This window comes from Paraglaciecola aquimarina (assembly GCF_032464635.1).
Classification (GTDB): domain Bacteria; phylum Pseudomonadota; class Gammaproteobacteria; order Enterobacterales; family Alteromonadaceae; genus Paraglaciecola; species Paraglaciecola aquimarina.
The window spans coordinates 1,606,073-1,625,640 of sequence record NZ_JAWDIO010000002.1 but is presented as its reverse complement, the minus strand read 5'-3'; the positions used below and the strand labels follow the sequence as shown (position 1 = coordinate 1,625,640).

Genomic DNA, 19,568 nt, shown 5'->3' with positions numbered 1-19,568 from the left:
TAGACAGAAAGACACTTTGCCAAAAGTGAGCTTAAGTTAGCGCTTTTTTCCATACTTTTTCTTTCTATTCCACCACAGATAACCACCAGTGACGACAAGCACCAATGGGGTCAGCCCGGCAATACACCATAGTATTTTTGGAATAATACCGGCAAAACTACCAAAGTGTAGATGCCTAATACTGTCGTCAAATTTACGTAACAGGTTGCCCTGCCTGATGTCATCGATACTCAATAATTGCCCATTATTTTTATCAAAGCCAAGCCAACTATTGTAATCGCTATACAAGGGATTCTGGGTAGTGACGTGCCCAAACACAGTAAAGTGACTGACCGCATCAAAGGGGAAAAGTAAGTAAGTGGGCGTAAATCCTAAGCAAATGCTTTTGGCTGTCATCTAATAGTTTATCTAACGAAACATCGCTGCTATACAACCGCTCGGTTAATACCCAAGCCTCTTCTGCTGCGGTGTGGCTTACTTCGTGGATAAACTCTTTGGCATTCCAATACACCCCAGTAAGGCCAATCACCAACAAAATAGGTGACGCTAGGGTACCAAACAGTTTATGAATATCGCTAAACAATACCAACTTTACGGCCTTGTAGCGCAGCGTAAATACCCTTGCATAAAACTTACGATAGATGATTAAGCCACTGATCCCTAAAAATACTAGCACTACACCAAACACAAACACGATAAAAATACCGCTGCCGTGTAATAAGAAGCTGTAATGTAACTCAACCAACCAATCTGTTAAATCTGAGCCAGTTGGCACTGGGGTACTGAGTATTTGATTGGTGTAGGGGTTTACATAAATTTTATACCAATCTTGAGTATGACGTTTTAACAAGTAAACGGCATCGGCTCGGTATTGATTATCAAATATTTCCCAGCTGCCAATTTCATAATCGGGGAATTCACTATTTATTTCCTTCGCGAGCAGGTCCATACTGATACGCTTGTCGGTGCTATCAACTAGGACGGTTTTATCCTTCATAAGCAAAGCATCTAATTCTACTTTGAATACTAGTACCCCACCTGTAACACAAATCACAAGCAAGGGAACAAAGCAGGTAACTGCCAACCAAGAATGCAGTTTAAACAGCTTTTTACGCATACCTAATATAAACCTTCAAAATGTTCTGCCACCTGAAAAATAAAAAATAGGCTTAAATACCATAGGTAGATAATAGTCCTTAAGCCTTAGTCCATAACGCCAGTTCATATCACACCAGCAAACCTATCCCCATCAATAACGCCAAGCAATGGTAGCTTGAACTTGACGAGGAGCCGCATAATAACTCTGAGTCCAATACAAACTAGTGAGATATTTTTTATCTAACAAGTTAGAGACATTCAGGGCCAAATCAATATTACTGTTTAACTGGTAACGAGCAAAGGCGTCTACAGTTGAGTAAGCTTTTTGATCAACCCGTACTTCTCCAGCAGCGTTATAAATATCATTCTGCCAACGATAACTCGCCCCTACAGATAGATCAGGCACACTATCGAAGTAGTATGAGGTAGCTATTTTCACCGTTTTACGAGGAATATAAGTACGAATAGCCGCACCACTGTCGTCTTCAATATGAAAAGATAGGTTGCGCCAGCACTAATATTGAGGCTATTAGTTACCGCCCCTATTAACTCCAATTCAAGACCTTCAGTGTCGTAAGTAACGCCATCATAGATATTGACCCCGTCAATCACTTCACCAAATTCAGCCAAGTTATCTAGTTTCGAGCGAAACATAGCAAAAGAGGCACTAGATAACTTGTCATCGAACGCATACTTAATACCTAACTCAGTGTTACTGCCTTGCGCAACACCAATAGACTTATAATCTCTACCGATAAAGTTTTGCGGAGTGAACACCTCACTATAGCTACCATAGGCAGAAAGATTGTCTGAAAAGTCATAAACCACACCGGCATAGGGTACGGTTTCTTCAGTTTCACTTTCGTTCACCACGCCATAATTATAACCTTCCTGAGTGATCTTCATATGCCTTGCACCAAGCAAGATAGAGAAGTTATCCAGTAAGTTTACCCGCGTCGCAAAGTAAACAGAGTTGTGCTCTTGTTCGTCTTTGTGACCGGTTGTAAATGCGTCGTAATCAGGAAATGCCATTGCCGCGGTAGAACCATCAGCCCAGTCGCCATCCAAAACAGGATAACCATCGGTGTAGTTATAGAGTGATAAGCCAAATAGCTCTATTTGCGCATAATTGTAACCCACAATCAGTTCATGCTTACGTCCAAAGGCGTCAATTGAACCCGTTAAGAAAATGTCTGCAATGTCTTGTTTCTCATCCATGTTGTAGCCATAGGCATACCCTAACAGGCCAACTTCAGTGTCTTTGTCTGGGGTGCCGTAGGTATAAAACAGGTCTGAATCCATCGCTATTTTATTGCGGCTGTATTGGGCATGTAAGCTCCAATTTTTAGAAAGGCCCTGTTTGAGTTCAATAAAAGAGCTGTTTCTATCGGTATCTCTAAAAGCCCAATCGGTGGCCGTACTAGTGGATACCGGATAATCAGTCATTGAACCATCGGTGTAATGCAAAGGCAAAGCTCCCGACATACTGCCCTTAACGTGATTAGCGTTGTAACTATGACCAACAGTTAACAAAGTTGAGTCACTCAAGTCTGCTTCGACTATGCCGTAGAATACATTGTTATCATCAGAATAGCGGTCAAGATAACTGTCCCCTTTATCTTTAACGACAACCAAGCGGCCTCTTACAGAATCAGTAAAGGCACCAGATACATCCCCTCTACACGACCACGTGCATTGTCACCTAAAGATAAAGCCACGCTAGCACTGGTGTCTTGGGTAGGACGTTTACGAATATAATTCACTGTGGCCGAAGGATTAGCCAATCCAGTAATCAACCCTGCCGCCCCTTTAACCACTTCAACTTGTTCAAATATTGCCGAGTCTTGATGACCATCTGCTAGACCGGACGAAAAAGGCACTCCTACAGAGTCAAATTGAAAATTAACAATATCAAATCCTCTGGCGGTGTAATAGGTTCTGTCTGTTTCTATGTCTTCAACCGTCACGCCAGGGGTAAACGCTAAAACATCATTAATGCTAGTAAGGGAAAAGTCCTCTATTTGAGGTCTAGCGACAACTGTCACGGTTTGTGGCGTGTCGGCCATAGACAAACCCAGTTTAGTGGCAGAGTTACTTATCCCTTGTTCGCCATAAACACGAATACGCTCGACCGAAGTTTCTTCACTTTCAGTTTTACTACTCGCTTCTTCAGCAACAGCAACGCCTACAGTTACCGTTGCTAATAGCCCCAATGTAATTTTATTGAATAAATGCACCAGAGAATCTCCACCTAGTTTTGTACTGTGCTTAAATTTTCGGTGGAGAATAACAACACAAAAAGACTAATACAAACGATTATCATTTGAATTTCTAAAAATAAAAGGTAACCGCTAGATTCAAACGCGGGAAAATGCTCAGAAACAGACTGTGAGACGAGAGAGCGAACAGCATGGGAATAAGCAAAGATTAGTCAACGTAGATAATGACTAAACAACATGATTTATTACAAGGTAGATAACCTGAATCCCGGATTAGAAGTATCGTTTGAATTGAATTAAATTTAACATTAAAATTCAATCACTTAAATTCATTCACCCGCATCACTTTACTTAATGGCTTACTCGGTGACGAGATTTTTCGTGTATAGCAAGGCGGATTGTCGTACGTAATAACGTGTTTTTGCTAGCCAATCCAACGCCGCTACAAAAAGAGCGTTATCCAGAGGTTCTGGCTTGTCCAGGATTCAGGTTAGATATACTAATGAATTGAATGAGACCAATTGTGCTACTGACAAAGGCCAAGCCTCTGTCAGTATTTCATACTAGGTTAACCACCATTACTTAATTTTTTAGCATAGGCGTCGACACTAAAGTCTCGGCCTAAAAAGTCTTTCACCAGCTCGGCCGCTGGTTTTGTACCGGTTTTAGCCAATACAAGCTGACGATAGTCTTTTGCCGTTTTTTTATTCAGCAAGCCTTCTTGTTTAAAGCGCGATAGCAGTTCTTCAGCAATAGAGTTAGACCATTGGTAAGTGTAATATTTAGCACCATAACCGTCTAAGTGGCCAAAAGAAGCGTGCATATGCGTACCCTCTACATAGCCATATGGTGAGTAGCGTTCGAAAATATCTTTTTCGAAGGCATCTAAATCGATACCCGCTGGATCGCGATTATACAAATCAAATGACAAGGCGGTATAAGTAAGTTGAGTAGCTACCCCTAAAGCTTGACCAAAGTAGCGAGCCTTATTCATTTTTTCAACCAATGCTTTAGGTATTACCTCGCCTTTAGCGTTAGTGGCAAAGTCTTTTAAGGTATCGTAATCCCACACCCATTCTTCTAACATCATAGATGGCGCTTCATTAAAGTCGGATTCACCTTGAAAACGGCTATAGCCTATATCGTTTTGCCCCGCAAAAATGAAATGCAGTAAATGGCCGTATTCATGTAAGAAGGTCTCTACTTGACTATGCTCCATTAGACCTTTAGGAAAGTTCATGACTAACGCGGCTTTTGGTAAAGTTTGGCCTTTTTTACCCATCTGCATACCAAATTGCGCAGCATGGGTAAATTTGCCATCTCTTGGGTGAGAGTCTAGGAAAAAACTACCAATTAATTTGTTGTGCTCATAAACCTCATAGGCTTCAACACTGGAGTGCCAAGTGGCAACTTTTGAAGGCTTAATGGTGATATCAAACATGCTTTCAGACAGCGCAACAATGCCATCTCTGACTTTGTCATAATCAAAGTATTGGCGTACTTCTTTAGCATCTAGGCTGTAATCTTGTTCTCGAATAATATTACTCAGGTAGCTTGCGTCCCAGCGATGCACTTGTTTTGCATCAGGTGTCAGCTTTTGTTTTTGCGCCAACAATATTGCTTTTTCTTTGACCACAGGGGCTTTTATGGCGGCACTTAGGGTATCGGTAAACTTAACAACATTGGCAGGTGCACTGACCATAGTGCCGATCATATTGGTTTCGGCAAAGTTTTTATGGCCCAATAGTTTAGCCAATTTGTAACGCTCTTCGAGTAATTCAATCAGTACAGGCTGGTTTTCTGCTACCCCCGGTTTCGCGTCATGATACTCACTTCTTTACGCAACGAAGCATCGTGAGCATATTTAGCAATAGGTGTAGTATCTGAATAAGCTGTCGTGATAGTGACTAGCCCTTGCTCATTAACAGGGTGGGAATCGAGGTAATCTTGAGGCAATCCAGCAAGACGTTCAGGCTTAACCTTAATCGAGTTCACCGCTTTTGTAATATTTTGCCTAAAGGTATTCCCCACTTGGCTTATTTTATCGTTCACTAGCTGAATTTGTTCTCTAACACTTTGCGACTTGCCTATACCTGAGCTTTCAAAATTTTGTTTCCAATAGTTCACGGTAAAGGCTTTGTCTGCAGATAAACCTTGGGTAGAGACCGCCGACATACGTTCATATAATGGGCGATTCGCATTCAAAGCATTGAGCGCAGCAAAACCTTTTAACGCACAATCAGTACTAGCTTGGCGCACCGCTTCATCTGTGTGCACATTTTGCATTAAATAATCATGTAATAATGCATCAACGAATTCAGTCATAAAATCGTCAAAAGTCACAAACACAGTTTCATAAGTAGCGTTACTACCGTCAGAAACCAACTGCTCAATTTGGCCTTCAAACTTCGCCATGTATGTATCACAACTTTGACTAATCACTTCCGGTGAACGGTCAAAAGAATTGGCCGCCTGCGCTGGCAAACCAATAGATAGCCCCAACACTGACGCAAAAACAAGGTTATAGCTTAAACGGAATACTTTCATGTAGATGTCTCGAGTTGTAGGGTAAGTGATGTTATTCTTGCGAACGCCTTAGCTTAGTAACAGCTAGTAGCGCAGGTAAAAAGACTAATGGGCAAGCAAAATTAGTCTTTCCAACGATCTTTAATTTGTAATATTTGATCTAACTCTTGAGTGAATAAATCAATCAAAACAGGATCAAAATGTTGCCCTTTTTGGCTATGCATAAAGTCCATGGTCTTTTCTATTGACCACGCATCTTTATATGGCCTAACGCTGGTTAATGCATCAAACACATCGGCGATAGCGACAATCCTTCCTTCAATGGGAATATCCTCTCCTTTCAATTGTTTAGGGTATCCGGTACCGTCCCATTTTTCATGGTGCGTCATAGACACCACTTTAGCTAATGCGATTAGATCAGAGTCTGCCTCTCCTAATATTTCAGCGCCAATCTCTGGGTGCTTTTTCATCTGCGCAAACTCATCATCTGTGAGTTTCCCAGGTTTCAGCATAATACTATCTGGAATACCAATTTTACCAATATCATGCATAGGAGCGGCATTAAATAAGTTCTCCGCTTCGGCGTCTGAAAAACCATGGGCCACAGCGATCACTCTTGAGTAGTGACTCATCCGCATCACGTGCATACCCGTTTCGTTATCTTTATACTCTGACGCCCTACCCAGTCTTTGAATAACTTGTAATCGAGTACGTCTTAATTCTTCTGCATCGACTAAGGACAAATGGGTCTTCACTCTAGCTTTCACCACGGCAGGTGAAATGGGTTTAGAAATATAATCAACTGCCCCAAGGTTTAAGCCTTTGGCTTCATCTTCTGTATCATTTAATGCAGTGACAAATATAATCGGGATGGCTTTATATAAACTACTGCTTTTCAGCGTTTCACATACTTGGTGACCGCTCATTTCTGGCATCATCACATCTAACAAGATCAGATCTGGACGATCTTTTTCTACTAAACGTAACGCCTCTTGACCGCTTTTGGCAAAGATCAATCTGTAGGTTTGATTTAAAACTTGATTCAAAACCCGTAAATTAGTCGGTTCATCGTCAACGATCAGCACGCTTTGTTTAGTATTTAACATAGTGTTGTTTCTTTTCATTAAGTCTCTAAGCCGAGTGATTGTATTAAATTATCAACCAGCGTCGCTGCTCTAGAGAATTCAAAATCATTGCATGCATCAATAATTAACTGAATTTCAGTCGGTTTATATGCTCGCATGTCATGTAGTTTATCTAATAGCTCTTCATCGAATTCATTATTATTTATTGCTACTCCCAAGTGCCGTAATGCTTGCAACAAATCATCTGCACTGGAAGCTGCATGAGCCGTTTCAACCGGCTCTGTTCTGGGTTTCGAGCCTTGCATTGCTGCAACACCAGTACTGACCGCAAGGAAGGCTGTCTCTATATCAGAAATAAGCTCATTACACTTATCAACTTCAGCCAATTCACAGGCTTGCTCTAACTTGCCAAATAAGTCCATCAAGCTATTTAACGCTAAATTACCGGTTAACCCTTTAAACTTATGAGCGCCAGCAGATAACGTAGCCCAATCGAGTGCGGTTAATTTCTCACGTAGGGCAAATATTTCAAGCTGATTATTTTCGATGAACCTTTGCACTTCAATATAAAGAGCGCGCTTAGAACCCCATAATGCCGCACCTTTCTCAGTATCAATTTTAACTAAGCCTTGGTTACTTGGCTGCAACGGTTTACCAGCCGCAATTTTTACATTTAGAACTCGCGCCATTTCGTTGGTTAACAAAGTAAAATCAACCGGCTTATTTGCAAATCCTTCCATACCTGCATTTTCTGCTGATTTTCTATCTTCAGGCAGGACACTTGCCGTAAGGGCAATGATAGGGATATTTTGCCAATCGTTTTGCTGCTCAAGTAAACGGCGCTTTTTAGCCGCGGTTAATCCGTCCATTACTGGCATTTGAATATCCATCAGCACTAAGTCAATAGGGTTATTCTGCATCTGTAATAACGCTTGCTCCCCGTCCCTTGCCTCGCTAACAGTATGGCCATTTCGTTTCAGCAATAAACTTAACAATTCTATATTTTGTTCTATATCGTCAACCACCAAAATATGCAGTTTAGGTAAAGCCGCATAGTTATTTTTTGGGGCGTCCTCGGAGGAATATTTAACCAATTCGAGGGGAATATCAAATCTAAATTCGGATCCTTGCTCATGCACACTGGTGGCAAATATTTCTCCCCCATTAACTCAACTAACTGTTTACTAATTGTAGTGCCTAAACCCGTCCCCCCAAACCGTCGACTCATTGACTCGTCTGCTTGCGCGAATGCATCAAAAATACTGGCTAATTGCTGGGGCGTCATTCCTATACCGGTATCTGTAATAGTGAACGCGACTTTGTTACCCGTTGATTGACTAATTTTAAGCGCAACTTTACCCCGTTCGGTAAACTTAATCGCATTACCTAACAAGTTAGTTAGCACTTGTCGAATACGCTCAGGCGCTCCGTTGTAATAGCCTAGAACGTCGTCATCAATACTCAAGTCAAGTTGTAAACCTTTACCTTTTGCCTGTAACCATAGTGTAGAGATAACTGCATCCACTTCTTCAACTAAGGAAAAGTTTCGGTATTCGAGTTGAAACTTGCCTTTGTCTAATTTGGCGCTATCCAAAATGTCATTCAGTATATGCAGCAATGACTTGGCCGATTGATTGATTGTGGCAATATGTTTGCGTTGTCCACTAGGTAAAACGTCATCCAATAAAATATCACTGAAACCGATAACCGCATTCATTGGGGTGCGAATTTCGTGGCTCATATTCGCCAAAAACGCTGAGCGGGATTCTGCAGCTTGCTCAGCTTTCTCTTTGGCTGTGCGCAATTCTGATTCCATTTTTTTGCGGTCACTAATATCCATAATAAAACCATCAAGATAATAGTCATCGGTACCATTCACTTTAGAAGCTCTGCCGTGACCTAACATCCATTTTGTGTCACCGAATCTATCAACAAATCTAAACTCTAATTGGAAACCATTCGGATCTCGAAGATCTTTTCCAGCGATATAATCCACATCATCCGGATGCAAAAAATCCCCTAGACTACGCTTAGGCTCTGGCAATAAAAAATCTGCGGCAGGATAGCCGATGATCTTTTCAACCTCATCGGTCATGAATAAATTAGGCCAACCCGGCGCATCTAGGCATCGATAAGCGATACCCGGGATATTCGTCAATAGCGAGCGAATTTGTGCTTCATTTTCTCGTAGCGCCGCTTCCATTTTAACCCGCTCTCGAAGGTCTGAGATGAAAGCCACAAACATGTGCTTTTGATTAAACTCAACATGGCCTATTCCCAGCCGCATAGGTATTTTGCCGCCACACTTGGTATTGGCTTCGACTTCCCGCCCCGAACCTATAATTTTAGCTTCACGGGTACGTAAGTAATTTTCTATGTATTGATCGTGATTATGCTGGAAGGGCATTGGCACCAGAATTTTAACGTTTTTTCCGACTAACTCAGAGGCTTCCCAGCCCAACAAATGAGTAACGGCTTGATTGATGCTAATTATTATTCCTTTGGCATCTATGGTAATAATACCGTCCACCGCCGTATCCATGATAGCGGTTAAACGTTTTTCATTTTGAGAGGCGACAGCCGACACATCCTTATAGCGAAAAACCAAATTCAAAGCGATGGTCAAGCCTATAATGAACATAGTAATAACAGTAATACCGGCTGCCAAATAATAGGATATATCATTGGTTTGCGGACTGCTCTCCATACCGGCAGGAAGCACAAAGCGGGCGGCTGCCATCCCTGTGTAGTGCATGCCCGAAATAGCGGCCCCCATCACACAGCTAGAAATGACAATTTTTATTCGTTTACTTAAGCTCAAACCTGCGAATTGTTCTAAACCAAAACTAATCCACAAAGACAATATCGCTAAAATAACAGCGACTAAAATTGACACGCAAAACATCAATAGGTCATAACGCAGTAGCGGCGCCATTTGCATCGCCGCCATACCGACATAATGCATAGTGCCAATGCCAGCCCCCACCAACACCCCTCCCCAAATAAACTGAGATATTTTAGGCTTTGCCTGAATAATCACATACAAGGCAATCCATGATGCAGCGATACCTGGTAGCACTGAGAGCGCGGTCAAACTAAATCGATAAGTAACGGCGGTACATAACTCCAAAGCCAACATACCAATAAAATGCATTGACCAAATACCACCGCCTAGAGCGATACTACCTACCAATAAAGAAATATGTTTACGTGCAACAGATATGCTTCTAATCGCTTGAAATGCGACTTGAAATCCCATAAAGGCGGCAAAAATAGCAATACTTACCGACAACACTACCAGCCAAGGGTGATAGTCAGACACCGCTAATAAACTATTATCAGAAGTATGAAAAAAAGCAGAAAATAGATTTTGCATAAACCACTAAAAACCCATATGGAGAAAAAATAAAACCGTTGGTGAGTATAAACAAGTATATCGGCTGGTATAAGCTAATTTTCAGTTTTAATCGTTTTTGTAAAAATAGTTTGCCGACCTATCCTGTAAACAAAATTCGATAGACGTGAGAATATACTAAAAATAATGTGACGAAAGCGACGAATTGTCTAGTTCGAAAATAGGTAACTAAACAATAAGCCATGATTGATGAATCATTTGCTGCAACATTTTGTACAAAAAATTACAGTTAAATACAATTTGTAAACAGACAAGAATTAAGAAAGTGCGCACTATGGGTTGATAAACACACACATAGCGTTATCTGTTTCAACGTAACACAATACACTAGGGAAGATATAATGAATGTAAAGAGAAAGATTAACCTTCTGTTTAGTATGAGCTTTTTGGCAATGTTAAGCGCATGCACAGAGGAAGCGCTCAGCAACAATGATGCCGAAATGAGCTACATCAATGCCTTAGACGAACAAGCCACCTTTTATATTAAGAAGTCATCGAACGATCGTGACATATATGACAGTGACTATAGAACTATTAGTCTATTATCTGGTGAGGCCAGTTACGACATCGAACATGATTGGTTTAGCTACGAAAAGAGTTACATTGGCGTTGAAGATACCAACACCCGCAGCGAGCAGGTTTATATTTCAACCAACTTAAGAGACAAACGAAGTTATTGGGTTGTAGCATGGCTGGATAATCGAGATTACGACATATCTGTATTTCAAAAAAGGAAATCAAATATGGCGGATGTTATTCGAGTACGTATCTTCGCCAATGACCGTTATGCCGTTTTCATCGATGGAAGTAATGCTAGTTCATTTATCACTGATAAAGGCGAAGTATCAGACTATTTCAGCGTGCATAACTGCTCTGAGTTAAGCGTCGAAAACAATAATATAAACCTATGTAGCGCAGATTTTGGACTATCTTACTTAGCGGTGGTCGATGAACACGGATTAGTATCTTTAATTGAAGAGCCGTAGGCTAATAAATTGACAAAGCGTGGCAAAAAATGCTCAGGGCAGTCACTATCCAGCTCAGCAACTAAGCATTAATTTGCCACTATAATAATGGTGAGCTCCCGCAATCGTGAAGATTGGTTCACAACATAACGGGAGTCATTTTTTGTTACTCTTGTAGCATAAAGTTTTCTTGGTTGGTGTGCGCTTCGTCCCACATGAAGGCTTCATCCCACATGAAAGCTTCATCCCACATGAAGGCTTCATCCCACATGAAAGCTTCGTCCCACATGAAGGCTTCGTCCCACATGAAGGCTTCATCCCACATGAAGGCTTCATCCCACATGAAAGCTTCATCCCACATGAAAGCTTCGTCCCACATGAAGGCTTCGTCCCACACTTCAAACTCAAACCCTTTGATGTAATAGTTACCATCGTCATCTTGGCGAGCCGCGCCCATATAATGCTGATCACCGCTGATATCAGCCGTAATATCCATGCCATTATTGGCACAGCCTAGTTCGTTTGATTCTACTGCTTTGATTGCATTTACACTGCCTGATCCTTGCTGGAACGGGCTGTATGCCAATTTACCATTGGCTTGTGCCATGGTAGTACTGCTCATTAAACGACATTTCACATCGTTAGCGGTCAAGCTAGGATCGTTTTGTAACATCAATGCTACTACGCCACTCACCACACCTGATGATTGAGATGTCCCTGACATGATAAAACGGTCTTGCCCTACCATGTATTGAGGAAACTTACTTGGCACATACATGTTAGGACTGGCTAAACTAAACATGTGCCCACCTGGCGCAACCATGTCTGGTTTAATGAAAGCTTCATGAGTTGGACCTTGTGATGAGAAAGACAATAAGGTGTCGTCATTTGCATTGTCTTGGGTGTAATTATCGCTAATTGCCCCTACGCTTATGACGTATGGCACATTTGCCGGCACACCCACAGTCATCGCACTTGGCCCAGTATTGCCAGCAGAAGTGACGACGATTACGTCTTGCTCCCATAACGCCATTACCGCTTGGTTAATAGGATCGTCCCAATAATTAGAACGAGGTGGCGCACCAAAAGATAAGTTGACGACGCGTATGTTTAAAGCTTTATGATTGTCAGCAACATATTGCAACGCTCGCAAAGCATCTAGATAGGTGCTGTGACCGTCTTCATAAAACGCTTTGATTACGACTAAATTGGCGTCTGGCGCTACACCTTGGTAATGATTTTGTAACTGGCCATCAACAACAGCTGGTGAACTGTTGGCGATAATACCTGTAATGTGCGTACCATGGCTATTCTCGTCAGTTAGACTATCCACGCTGATTTCAGTATCTTCTATGGCATTGTAGGCAGCCTTAATTCTAGACTGGCTTTTAGTGTCTTGGCTTAACGCACCATGTGCAGCCCACAAACCACTATCAATAACGGCAACGGTAACGTCTTTACCTGTGATACCTTGATTATGTAATTCATCAGCACCGATGTTATCTACATAGTAGGTATTACTGTCACCTGTGTTAGCTTGGGTGTCATAACCTTTTACTAAACTACGGTCACAATTTTCTTTAAACCGCACGTCCATTGAAAAATCCCGCTGTTGGTAATTTTCAACACCTCTTTGCGCGAATGAAACTTCAACCGTCACACCTTCAAAAGCATCAAGTCTGGCATAGCGTTTTAAACGTTTAACATCAAAAGACAACTCACCTGATTCTCTACTGTATAAACGCCAATAAACCGTAGCACCATTAACTTTAACTGAATAAGCATGGCCTAATTCTTCAGGCCATGTGAACGACATGCTTTGCATATTCGCTTGAATATCCCTAGCGTTATATAGATTCCAGCGAATACTATTACCAGATAACTCCGCTACATGGCTTCCATAAACCAAGCAATTATTCAACGAGCCAGAGGTATATACCACTTCGTTTTTAGACACTTTTATTAATAGAGGTAATTTCTTGAGTATTAATAGTTGTGCGTCGCTTACCCGTACTCCAATACCTTCTACTAGTGGCAACTCATGAGTCACTACACCACCTACACTGTCTACGGCTTTCTTTAGAATATCAATTGCAGGCCCTTGCAAAATCACTTCATTATTAAGCGCTAGTGTACTAGTCACATTTTTAACTAGCTTTGATGCGCCTAAACTACTTTTTTCGACTGTAGAGGTGATCCCTCTCACTATATTGTGCGCGTTCCCTTCTTTATTTCTTGAACCGGCAGTAGCGAATGCACTAAAGCCCATCAACGCTACCAACAGCCAAACGCTGTGTTTGTTAAATTTTTGTCTCATATCTAACTTACCTTTAAATTAAGTTGAAGCTGAAATTGGATTCGACTGCTATTGACAGTCTAATTAATATAGAACTACCTCTCTTGTAGCAAGTCACATGCCAAGCCGCAAACCATTGATTTATAACAATTAAAAAACGAAGTGAAATATATGGCAGGAGTAAGATGAAATTATTGAGTGTAAAAAATGACAGGAGTTATACTTTGGTTGCAACCAATAATTTCACCACCTTGAAATTACAGCCAAATGCGAGGGTTAAGGAATGTCACAAGTATTACCCATGCATACCCCATCCGTTTCGATATCGATATCGCGATCAAAGCCCCCCATAACATAAACCCTCTTAAGTAACCTGAGTTCCTTAAGCCGCAAAAACAGCCAAGCCAGAGCACATACTCCGGATTGGCAAGGATAACAAAAAGGCGGTAACTACATTTCTAGATTGCGAGCAATTGGTCTATTTGGGGTCACTGGCCGTTAAGGCCTGATTAATAGCGGGTATAGCTTCTGCAGACTTTAAATACTGAGGTTCAATTCTACGCATAGAGTGTTGCTCGTAGCCATAGGCATAAGCAAGCATCTTTGCATCGCTGTTTTTACCGCCAATCAATGACAAGCCAACAGATAAATGATGAATCTCGCCCATAGGTACAGTGACATGAGGATAACCCGCTCGCGCAGCATGGCTACCATAGCCCGGCCAATCACTAGGCCATACATCACCATTAATGGGGTCGATGCGTGGCACTATTGGACCAGACGGGGCCACCAGCACTTGCACATTGTATTCAGTCAGCAACTTATCAATACCATCTTCTCGTGTTGCTTTTTGCACTGTGGTTATTGCCTCTTGGTAGTCTTCGCTTTCAAGGCCACCCAAGCTTTGTGAGGCAACAAAAATGCTTTGATCGAATAACGCTAATTCATGGGCCTGATGATATTCATTAAAAGCGATAAGCTGCTGCAAGTTACGGGTAGTCACTTGTTTAGGTGATGTGGAGGCTAAGTACTTATTTAAGCCGTCTTTGAATTCGTATTTTAAAATGTCGTAACTCATTTTGCCATACTGCTCAGGGGTAGTTGGACGCTCTTCAATATTAACCAGGATGGCGCCTGCCGCTTCGAGATCGAGCAGCGCTTGGCTAAACAATCCTTGTATCGATTTTGACTTGCCCTTAGCAAAATTCAACACCCCAACACGTACGCCTGATAGGGCCTGTTTGTTTAGGCCTGTAGTATAATCGATATCAGGAGTCATTGTTGCCATAGCATTCATCATCATAGCCGCGCCCATTACCGTTTTAGTCATAGGACCGGCTGTATCTTGCGAGACTGAAATAGGAATAATGTATTGTTGCGGTACTACGCCAACAGTTGGCTTAAAGCCCACTATGCCATTCGCGTTAGATGGGCAAATAATCGAACCATTGGTTTCTGTGCCCACCGAGGCTGCTGCCAGTGAAGCCGCTGTCGCTGCGCCAGAGCCGGAACTTGAACCACATGGGTTACGGTCAAGCATATGAGGATTTTTGACTTGGCCACCCAAGGTACTCCAACCACTCATCGAGCTTTCAGAGCGAAAATTAGCCCACTGACTTAAATTAGTTTTACCTAAAATAATTGCCCCTTGGGCTCGTAAACCAGCTACAAGTGGACTGTCGCGCCCAGTAATATTATCTTTCAAAGCGAGAGCACCTGCGGTGGTGGCTAATTTGTCTTTAGACTCAATATTATCTTTCAGTAAAATTGGTACACCATGTAAGGGCCCCAACACTTGCCCCGCTGCACGCTGTTTATCCAGCGCCCTAGCCTGCGATAACGCATCTGGGTTTAGCGACAACACAGACTGTAAGTTAGGCCCGTTCTTATCAATATGTTGAATACGCTGAAGGTACAAGTTCACCAATTTTTCCGAACTCACTTCACCACTTTCAAGTGCTGCCACTATTTTTGGCAAACTAGCTGATATCAATCCAGAGGCCTGAAAATTAGTATCCATAAGCGCAGTTTTCGACGGCTCTTGATGGTCTGTTTGCAAAGAACAAGCGGAGATGAAAACGCCTAAAACTAGCGAGTAACAAAATAAAGACTTCATTGGATGATCTTAAAAAAATATAGGAAGGTAATTTAAACCTAATAAAAGCGAACGCTCATTGCAAGAGCTTACCGTTGCATTAAACAATAAAAACGAAGTAGAGTTTTTCCAACTGAAAATCCCCTTGGTTATTCATTTATACCTACTTTACTAACCTTGTTGGCAAAGCTATCCTAAATTGACCAGAAGGAGCAAACAATTGGGGTAAAGGAATGCAACAACCAACCAGTAAGAAAGCAGCCACTGAAAATTCGTCCTACGGTTCACAAGCTCAAACTAAGAGTGCGCCAGATACTAAGCGACCCATCTCAATAAAGAGCAACTTTCCTCGGAAAAAATTCCTCTGGTCGGTGAGTCTATTACTGATTGGTATTGTTTTAACTTACCTAGCCACCAGCTTAGCCAGTCCCAACCCTACGCCTTTTGACAGTAAATTTAATTTACTCAGTTTTAAAAGCTGGGTTCAGCCCATTGAACGTAATGGCATCTATCGAGTATCTCTGGTTGATACCACTTCATCTATCAGTCAATACGCCGTAATTGGTGAACAACTAGCCTTAAAGTTTACTGATGGAGGAGGTAACAGCATTACTCCTCTAGGGGTCATTAGTCATTTAAGCCAAGAGCAAGGAGAAACCTTTAGTAGCGCCCAAAACATTAGGTTCAGTAATGGTAACGGCGATCTTGATGACGCGACGAAAAGAGACATTGAGCAACTGTTAAATTCACTGCCAGACAATGCCGACCTAATAAAAATCTTACTAAGTAGCTATTCCAGTGGCAGTGCCAATCGTGTCCTTGAGCCTGTTAAGTCTGAAGCTCAATATTCGAAACAACAATACCAACAGCAGCAACAACAGCAACAACAGCAACAACAGCAACAAGTAGCTTATAGTTTGCCACCTACAGATCCAATTAACCCGGTCACAACTGTCAAAAAGTATATTGAAAATACCATCACTAATGTTCAAATTGAAGTAGTGAGCTATGGAGTTGAACGTCACTATTTAAATGGCTGGAAGATGGGAGCCGGCAACACCAGCGGCGTACTCGTCGAGATCGACTACCAAATCCGCGCCGTTAATTGGCAAAATGCCAGCGAAGACATGCCAAACATCACCGTTGCCACTAGCCAAGATTCAGCTGATATTACTAACTGGGAAATTGTAAACGGCCAGTTATTCAACAGAATCGACAGGCAGAACAATCGACATACGGTAGCCGCGTTAGCAACGGCTTTTAATGCCGCTGACCCAGATGTTATTAAAATTAGTGCAGCTCGACCTTCACAATTAGAGAAAACCGTTTTACCTTCGCCGCAAATTTATCCGTCAGCCTTGTCGATCATCATTTTGATAGGCTTTAGCTTTTTGTCGCTGCGCGCTTTGGGTAGCAATGACAAAGATGATGATCTTGATGTGGTTAACGAACAAAAAATAATCGACAACTTTATTTCCGATGCCCCCGCCAATGATAAAAGTCAGGACAAACTAGGCTTTGTGGAAATATCCCAAGCATTATCTAGCTTTTTGCGCAACATTGGTACCAAAGCACCACTCACCATTGCCATTTCAGGCGTATGGGGCAGTGGAAAATCATCCTTAATGTATTTTCTAAAACAAAACTTAGAAACCTATAGAATCAGACCTGTCTGGATAAATGCCTATGGCATCATCAAAATGAAGCGCAGTTTTTGGCTGGGCTGTTGAGTGCAGTGCAAGCTCATGCCATTCCCGAAATTTGGACATCTGCCGGACTATTGTACCGTTGGAATTTATTCAAAATGCGTTGCTCTGAATCACCTTTGGTCTACGTTATCGCCTCGTTATTTTTCTTTGGCTCAATGAGCTATTGGCTAACATTGCAAGACCTTAATTTTCACGTTATCCAAGAATCTACGGATGAAGATAGATGGCAAAATATCACAGTGCTGCTGACCACTTTGATGGGCGGTGTGCCTTTAATTCTGGCCAGTATGAATAACTTATCAAGCATGGTGGGCTCCAACAATCCACTCAAAATGTTGCTAGGGTCGCCGGGCAATAGTTTGGACTTACGTTCTAACGTTGGCTTACGACAAAAATTTGCCAAAGAGTTCCACATGCTTTGTCGCGCACTGGGTGATACCACCTTAACCATTTTTATCGACGATTTGGATCGATGCAAAGAATCGCGCATTATGGATGTGATGGAAACCCTCAATTATTTAGTCTGTAGTGGCGATTGTTATATCATACTCGGCATAGAACGAGAGCCAATCGAAAAAGCCATCATTAATTACTATCGCAACACACATCAAGACTTGTCCAACGAAGAGTTGCAGCGAAAAGCCCGTCGATACTTAGAAAAAATCATCAACATCGAGATCCCTGTGCCAACTGCAAAATCGTCGCAAGTCAGTTCTTTAATAGTCAGCGACGAGCACCCAACAAGTTTAACTACCAAAAAATGGAAATGGTTAGCACCTGTTTTGTTTTTTGCGGCGTTATTAAGCAGCATTATTTTAGGTAGCTATTTTGCCGGCGTGATATCCATAAACACGACTAATCAGACACAACCATCTAGTGTTGCCGCCCCCAAAGTACAAGGCGGACCAACGCTTGAGACTGTTGAAGCCGAGCCCACAGTGCAGGGCGCTTCATCATCTAACACACCTACGTGGACCTTCGAAAAACCGCAACCAGAATACCAATTTATAAACGTCATTTTGCCTTTCTTGTTTGTAGGCTTAATTGCATTAATTATTAGGCTTGAACGCTACAAACAGCATAAACATATTGTGGAGCAAGATTCTGCGCCATTTATTGCAGCTATTGCTGTTTGGGCAAAAGCGCTCGGCACATCAAGCCACACCCCACGAAGTATTAAGCGTTACGTCAATCGAGCCCGCTATCTTGCCATGCGTAATATTGCTTCTAATACCCATATCAAAGAAGAGAATTTAGTCACTTTGGCCGCACTTCTAGAGTTTGCCGACCAGAACGACTTTACGGGGATAGACAATTTGCAACGTTTCATTCCCAGTTTTGAGGACGAAACACTCGCTAGAGAAGTCGACGATTTGCTTACAAAATCTGCAAACATAACAGAACAGCGCAAACAACAATTTTTGCACTGGGTGAAAGGCATACAAGTGAATTAGCTTTTGTGTTCAAAACAACGACTGGTGATGTAGAGTGATTATTCTCAGGGCAATAAAGTGGAATGAACGATTACCCGAGTGTGCTTTTGTAAAGTTAGGCGGGTATCTACGCTTATAGGTACCCGCCCCAGAGCGGTGCCAAGAAAAGACCAATTAACTTGACCCAAACAGGTTAACGCAAACGATAATGATTATCAATAACAAAAATAAATTTATTTACCTCCACTAGGCTTGACAAAAATCAAATAGAGCCACAATATAATAATACGAATCATTATCATTTACATAATAAGATGAGTATCAAAACCGACCTGAATAATATTGAAACACTGGTACGAAATGGAGTTTACCCTGACTCGCCTTCTGTACTTTCCTACTATTTCGATATCGCTGAAAGTATGGTTTCGTCACAACTTATTCCGCAGCAAAAGTGGTTTATTTTTGTTCGTGTCAGCCAAACACTTTTAGACGTAATCTACGATCAAAGAGTGGACATACAGTGGCGAGAGCTATGCGTCGATAATATTTACAAGCCCATTCTCCAACTTAAGCGTCTGTCAAAAACGGAGCAAGAGTGGGCAGAGTTGAGAAGTATTCAATATCAATTGTCCAATTCAGCGAGGCAATTTCATGCGCAAGAGCTATGTCACAAGCATTCCTCTTTTGCCAGCTAGCAGTATATTTGCGTATGCGTCTTATGAATTCC

At 41.9% G+C, this 19,568-nt stretch carries 16 protein-coding genes; 4 read left to right on the top strand and 12 right to left on the bottom strand.

From position 1 onward, the window contains the following. Positions 1-36: 36 nt before the first annotated feature. The 10 genes from RS130_RS08335 to RS130_RS08290 form a co-directional block, all read right to left on the bottom strand. Entirely contained in the window at positions 37-288 is a 252-nt protein-coding gene (locus RS130_RS08335; protein ID WP_316025572.1) for a PepSY domain-containing protein, read from the bottom strand. Positions 289-337: 49 nt separating this feature from the next. Further along, positions 338-1,117, bottom strand: coding sequence for a PepSY-associated TM helix domain-containing protein (locus RS130_RS08330; RefSeq protein WP_316025571.1), 780 nt, complete (start codon positions 1,115-1,117; stop codon positions 338-340). Between the two features lie 132 nt (positions 1,118-1,249). Continuing rightward, positions 1,250-1,537, bottom strand: a complete 288-nt coding sequence (locus tag RS130_RS08325) for a TonB-dependent receptor domain-containing protein (RefSeq protein WP_316025570.1) — start codon at positions 1,535-1,537, stop codon at positions 1,250-1,252. Continuing rightward, complete coding sequence (locus tag RS130_RS08320; RefSeq protein WP_316025569.1) at positions 1,534-2,733, bottom strand: TonB-dependent siderophore receptor; 1,200 nt, start codon at positions 2,731-2,733, stop codon at positions 1,534-1,536. The genes RS130_RS08325 and RS130_RS08320 overlap by 4 nt, the downstream gene beginning before the upstream one ends. 8 nt (positions 2,734-2,741) lie before the next feature. Beyond that, the gene (locus RS130_RS08315) at positions 2,742-3,335 is read right to left on the bottom strand and encodes a TonB-dependent receptor plug domain-containing protein (RefSeq protein ID WP_316025568.1); all 594 of its coding nucleotides are present in this window, start codon (positions 3,333-3,335) and stop codon (positions 2,742-2,744) included. 550 nt (positions 3,336-3,885) lie between these two features. Beyond that, positions 3,886-5,100: a M3 family metallopeptidase gene (locus tag RS130_RS08310; protein ID WP_316028005.1), complete on the bottom strand. Its 1,215-nt coding sequence runs from the start codon at positions 5,098-5,100 to the stop codon at positions 3,886-3,888. A 20-nt stretch (positions 5,101-5,120) separates the two neighbouring features. Then, on the bottom strand, positions 5,121-5,864 hold the full coding sequence (locus RS130_RS08305; RefSeq protein ID WP_316025567.1) for a gluzincin family metallopeptidase: 744 nt from the start codon (positions 5,862-5,864) through the stop codon (positions 5,121-5,123). A 101-nt stretch (positions 5,865-5,965) separates the two neighbouring features. Further along, positions 5,966-6,967 carry a response regulator gene (locus tag RS130_RS08300; protein ID WP_428982747.1) on the bottom strand — a complete coding sequence of 334 codons (1,002 nt, stop codon included), beginning with the start codon at positions 6,965-6,967 and terminating at the stop codon, positions 5,966-5,968. Beyond that, complete coding sequence (locus RS130_RS08295; protein ID WP_316025566.1) at positions 6,967-7,953, bottom strand: response regulator; 987 nt, start codon at positions 7,951-7,953, stop codon at positions 6,967-6,969. The genes RS130_RS08300 and RS130_RS08295 overlap by 1 nt, the downstream gene beginning before the upstream one ends. Continuing rightward, the gene (locus RS130_RS08290; protein WP_316025565.1) at positions 7,938-10,304 is read right to left on the bottom strand and encodes an MHYT domain-containing protein; all 2,367 of its coding nucleotides are present in this window, start codon (positions 10,302-10,304) and stop codon (positions 7,938-7,940) included. Before RS130_RS08290 ends, RS130_RS08295 begins: the two co-directional genes overlap by 16 nt. Before the next feature lie 380 nt (positions 10,305-10,684). Between RS130_RS08290 and RS130_RS08285 the strand changes: the two genes are divergently transcribed. Beyond that, on the top strand, positions 10,685-11,329 hold the full coding sequence (locus tag RS130_RS08285) for a hypothetical protein (protein WP_316025564.1): 645 nt from the start codon (positions 10,685-10,687) through the stop codon (positions 11,327-11,329). 145 nt (positions 11,330-11,474) lie between these two features. Here the strand turns inward: RS130_RS08285 and RS130_RS08280 are convergent, their stop codons facing one another. Further along, complete coding sequence (locus tag RS130_RS08280; protein WP_316025563.1) at positions 11,475-13,625, bottom strand: S8 family peptidase; 2,151 nt, start codon at positions 13,623-13,625, stop codon at positions 11,475-11,477. 457 nt (positions 13,626-14,082) lie between these two features. After that, positions 14,083-15,624 (bottom strand): amidase, encoded by a 1,542-nt coding sequence (locus tag RS130_RS08275; RefSeq protein WP_316025562.1) that lies wholly within the window; start codon positions 15,622-15,624, stop codon positions 14,083-14,085. Between the two features lie 308 nt (positions 15,625-15,932). On the opposite strand from RS130_RS08275, the gene RS130_RS08270 reads away from it, so the two are divergent. The 3 genes from RS130_RS08270 (at position 15,933) to RS130_RS08260 (ending at position 19,536) form a co-directional block, all read left to right on the top strand. Beyond that, positions 15,933-17,429, top strand: coding sequence for a P-loop NTPase fold protein (locus RS130_RS08270; RefSeq protein WP_316025561.1), 1,497 nt, complete (start codon positions 15,933-15,935; stop codon positions 17,427-17,429). Then, positions 17,414-18,862 carry a P-loop NTPase fold protein gene (locus tag RS130_RS08265; RefSeq protein WP_316025560.1) on the top strand — a complete coding sequence of 483 codons (1,449 nt, stop codon included), beginning with the start codon at positions 17,414-17,416 and terminating at the stop codon, positions 18,860-18,862. Before RS130_RS08270 ends, RS130_RS08265 begins: the two co-directional genes overlap by 16 nt. 293 nt (positions 18,863-19,155) lie before the next feature. Next, on the top strand, positions 19,156-19,536 hold the full coding sequence (locus RS130_RS08260; protein WP_316025559.1) for a hypothetical protein: 381 nt from the start codon (positions 19,156-19,158) through the stop codon (positions 19,534-19,536). Positions 19,537-19,568: the final 32 nt, after the last annotated feature.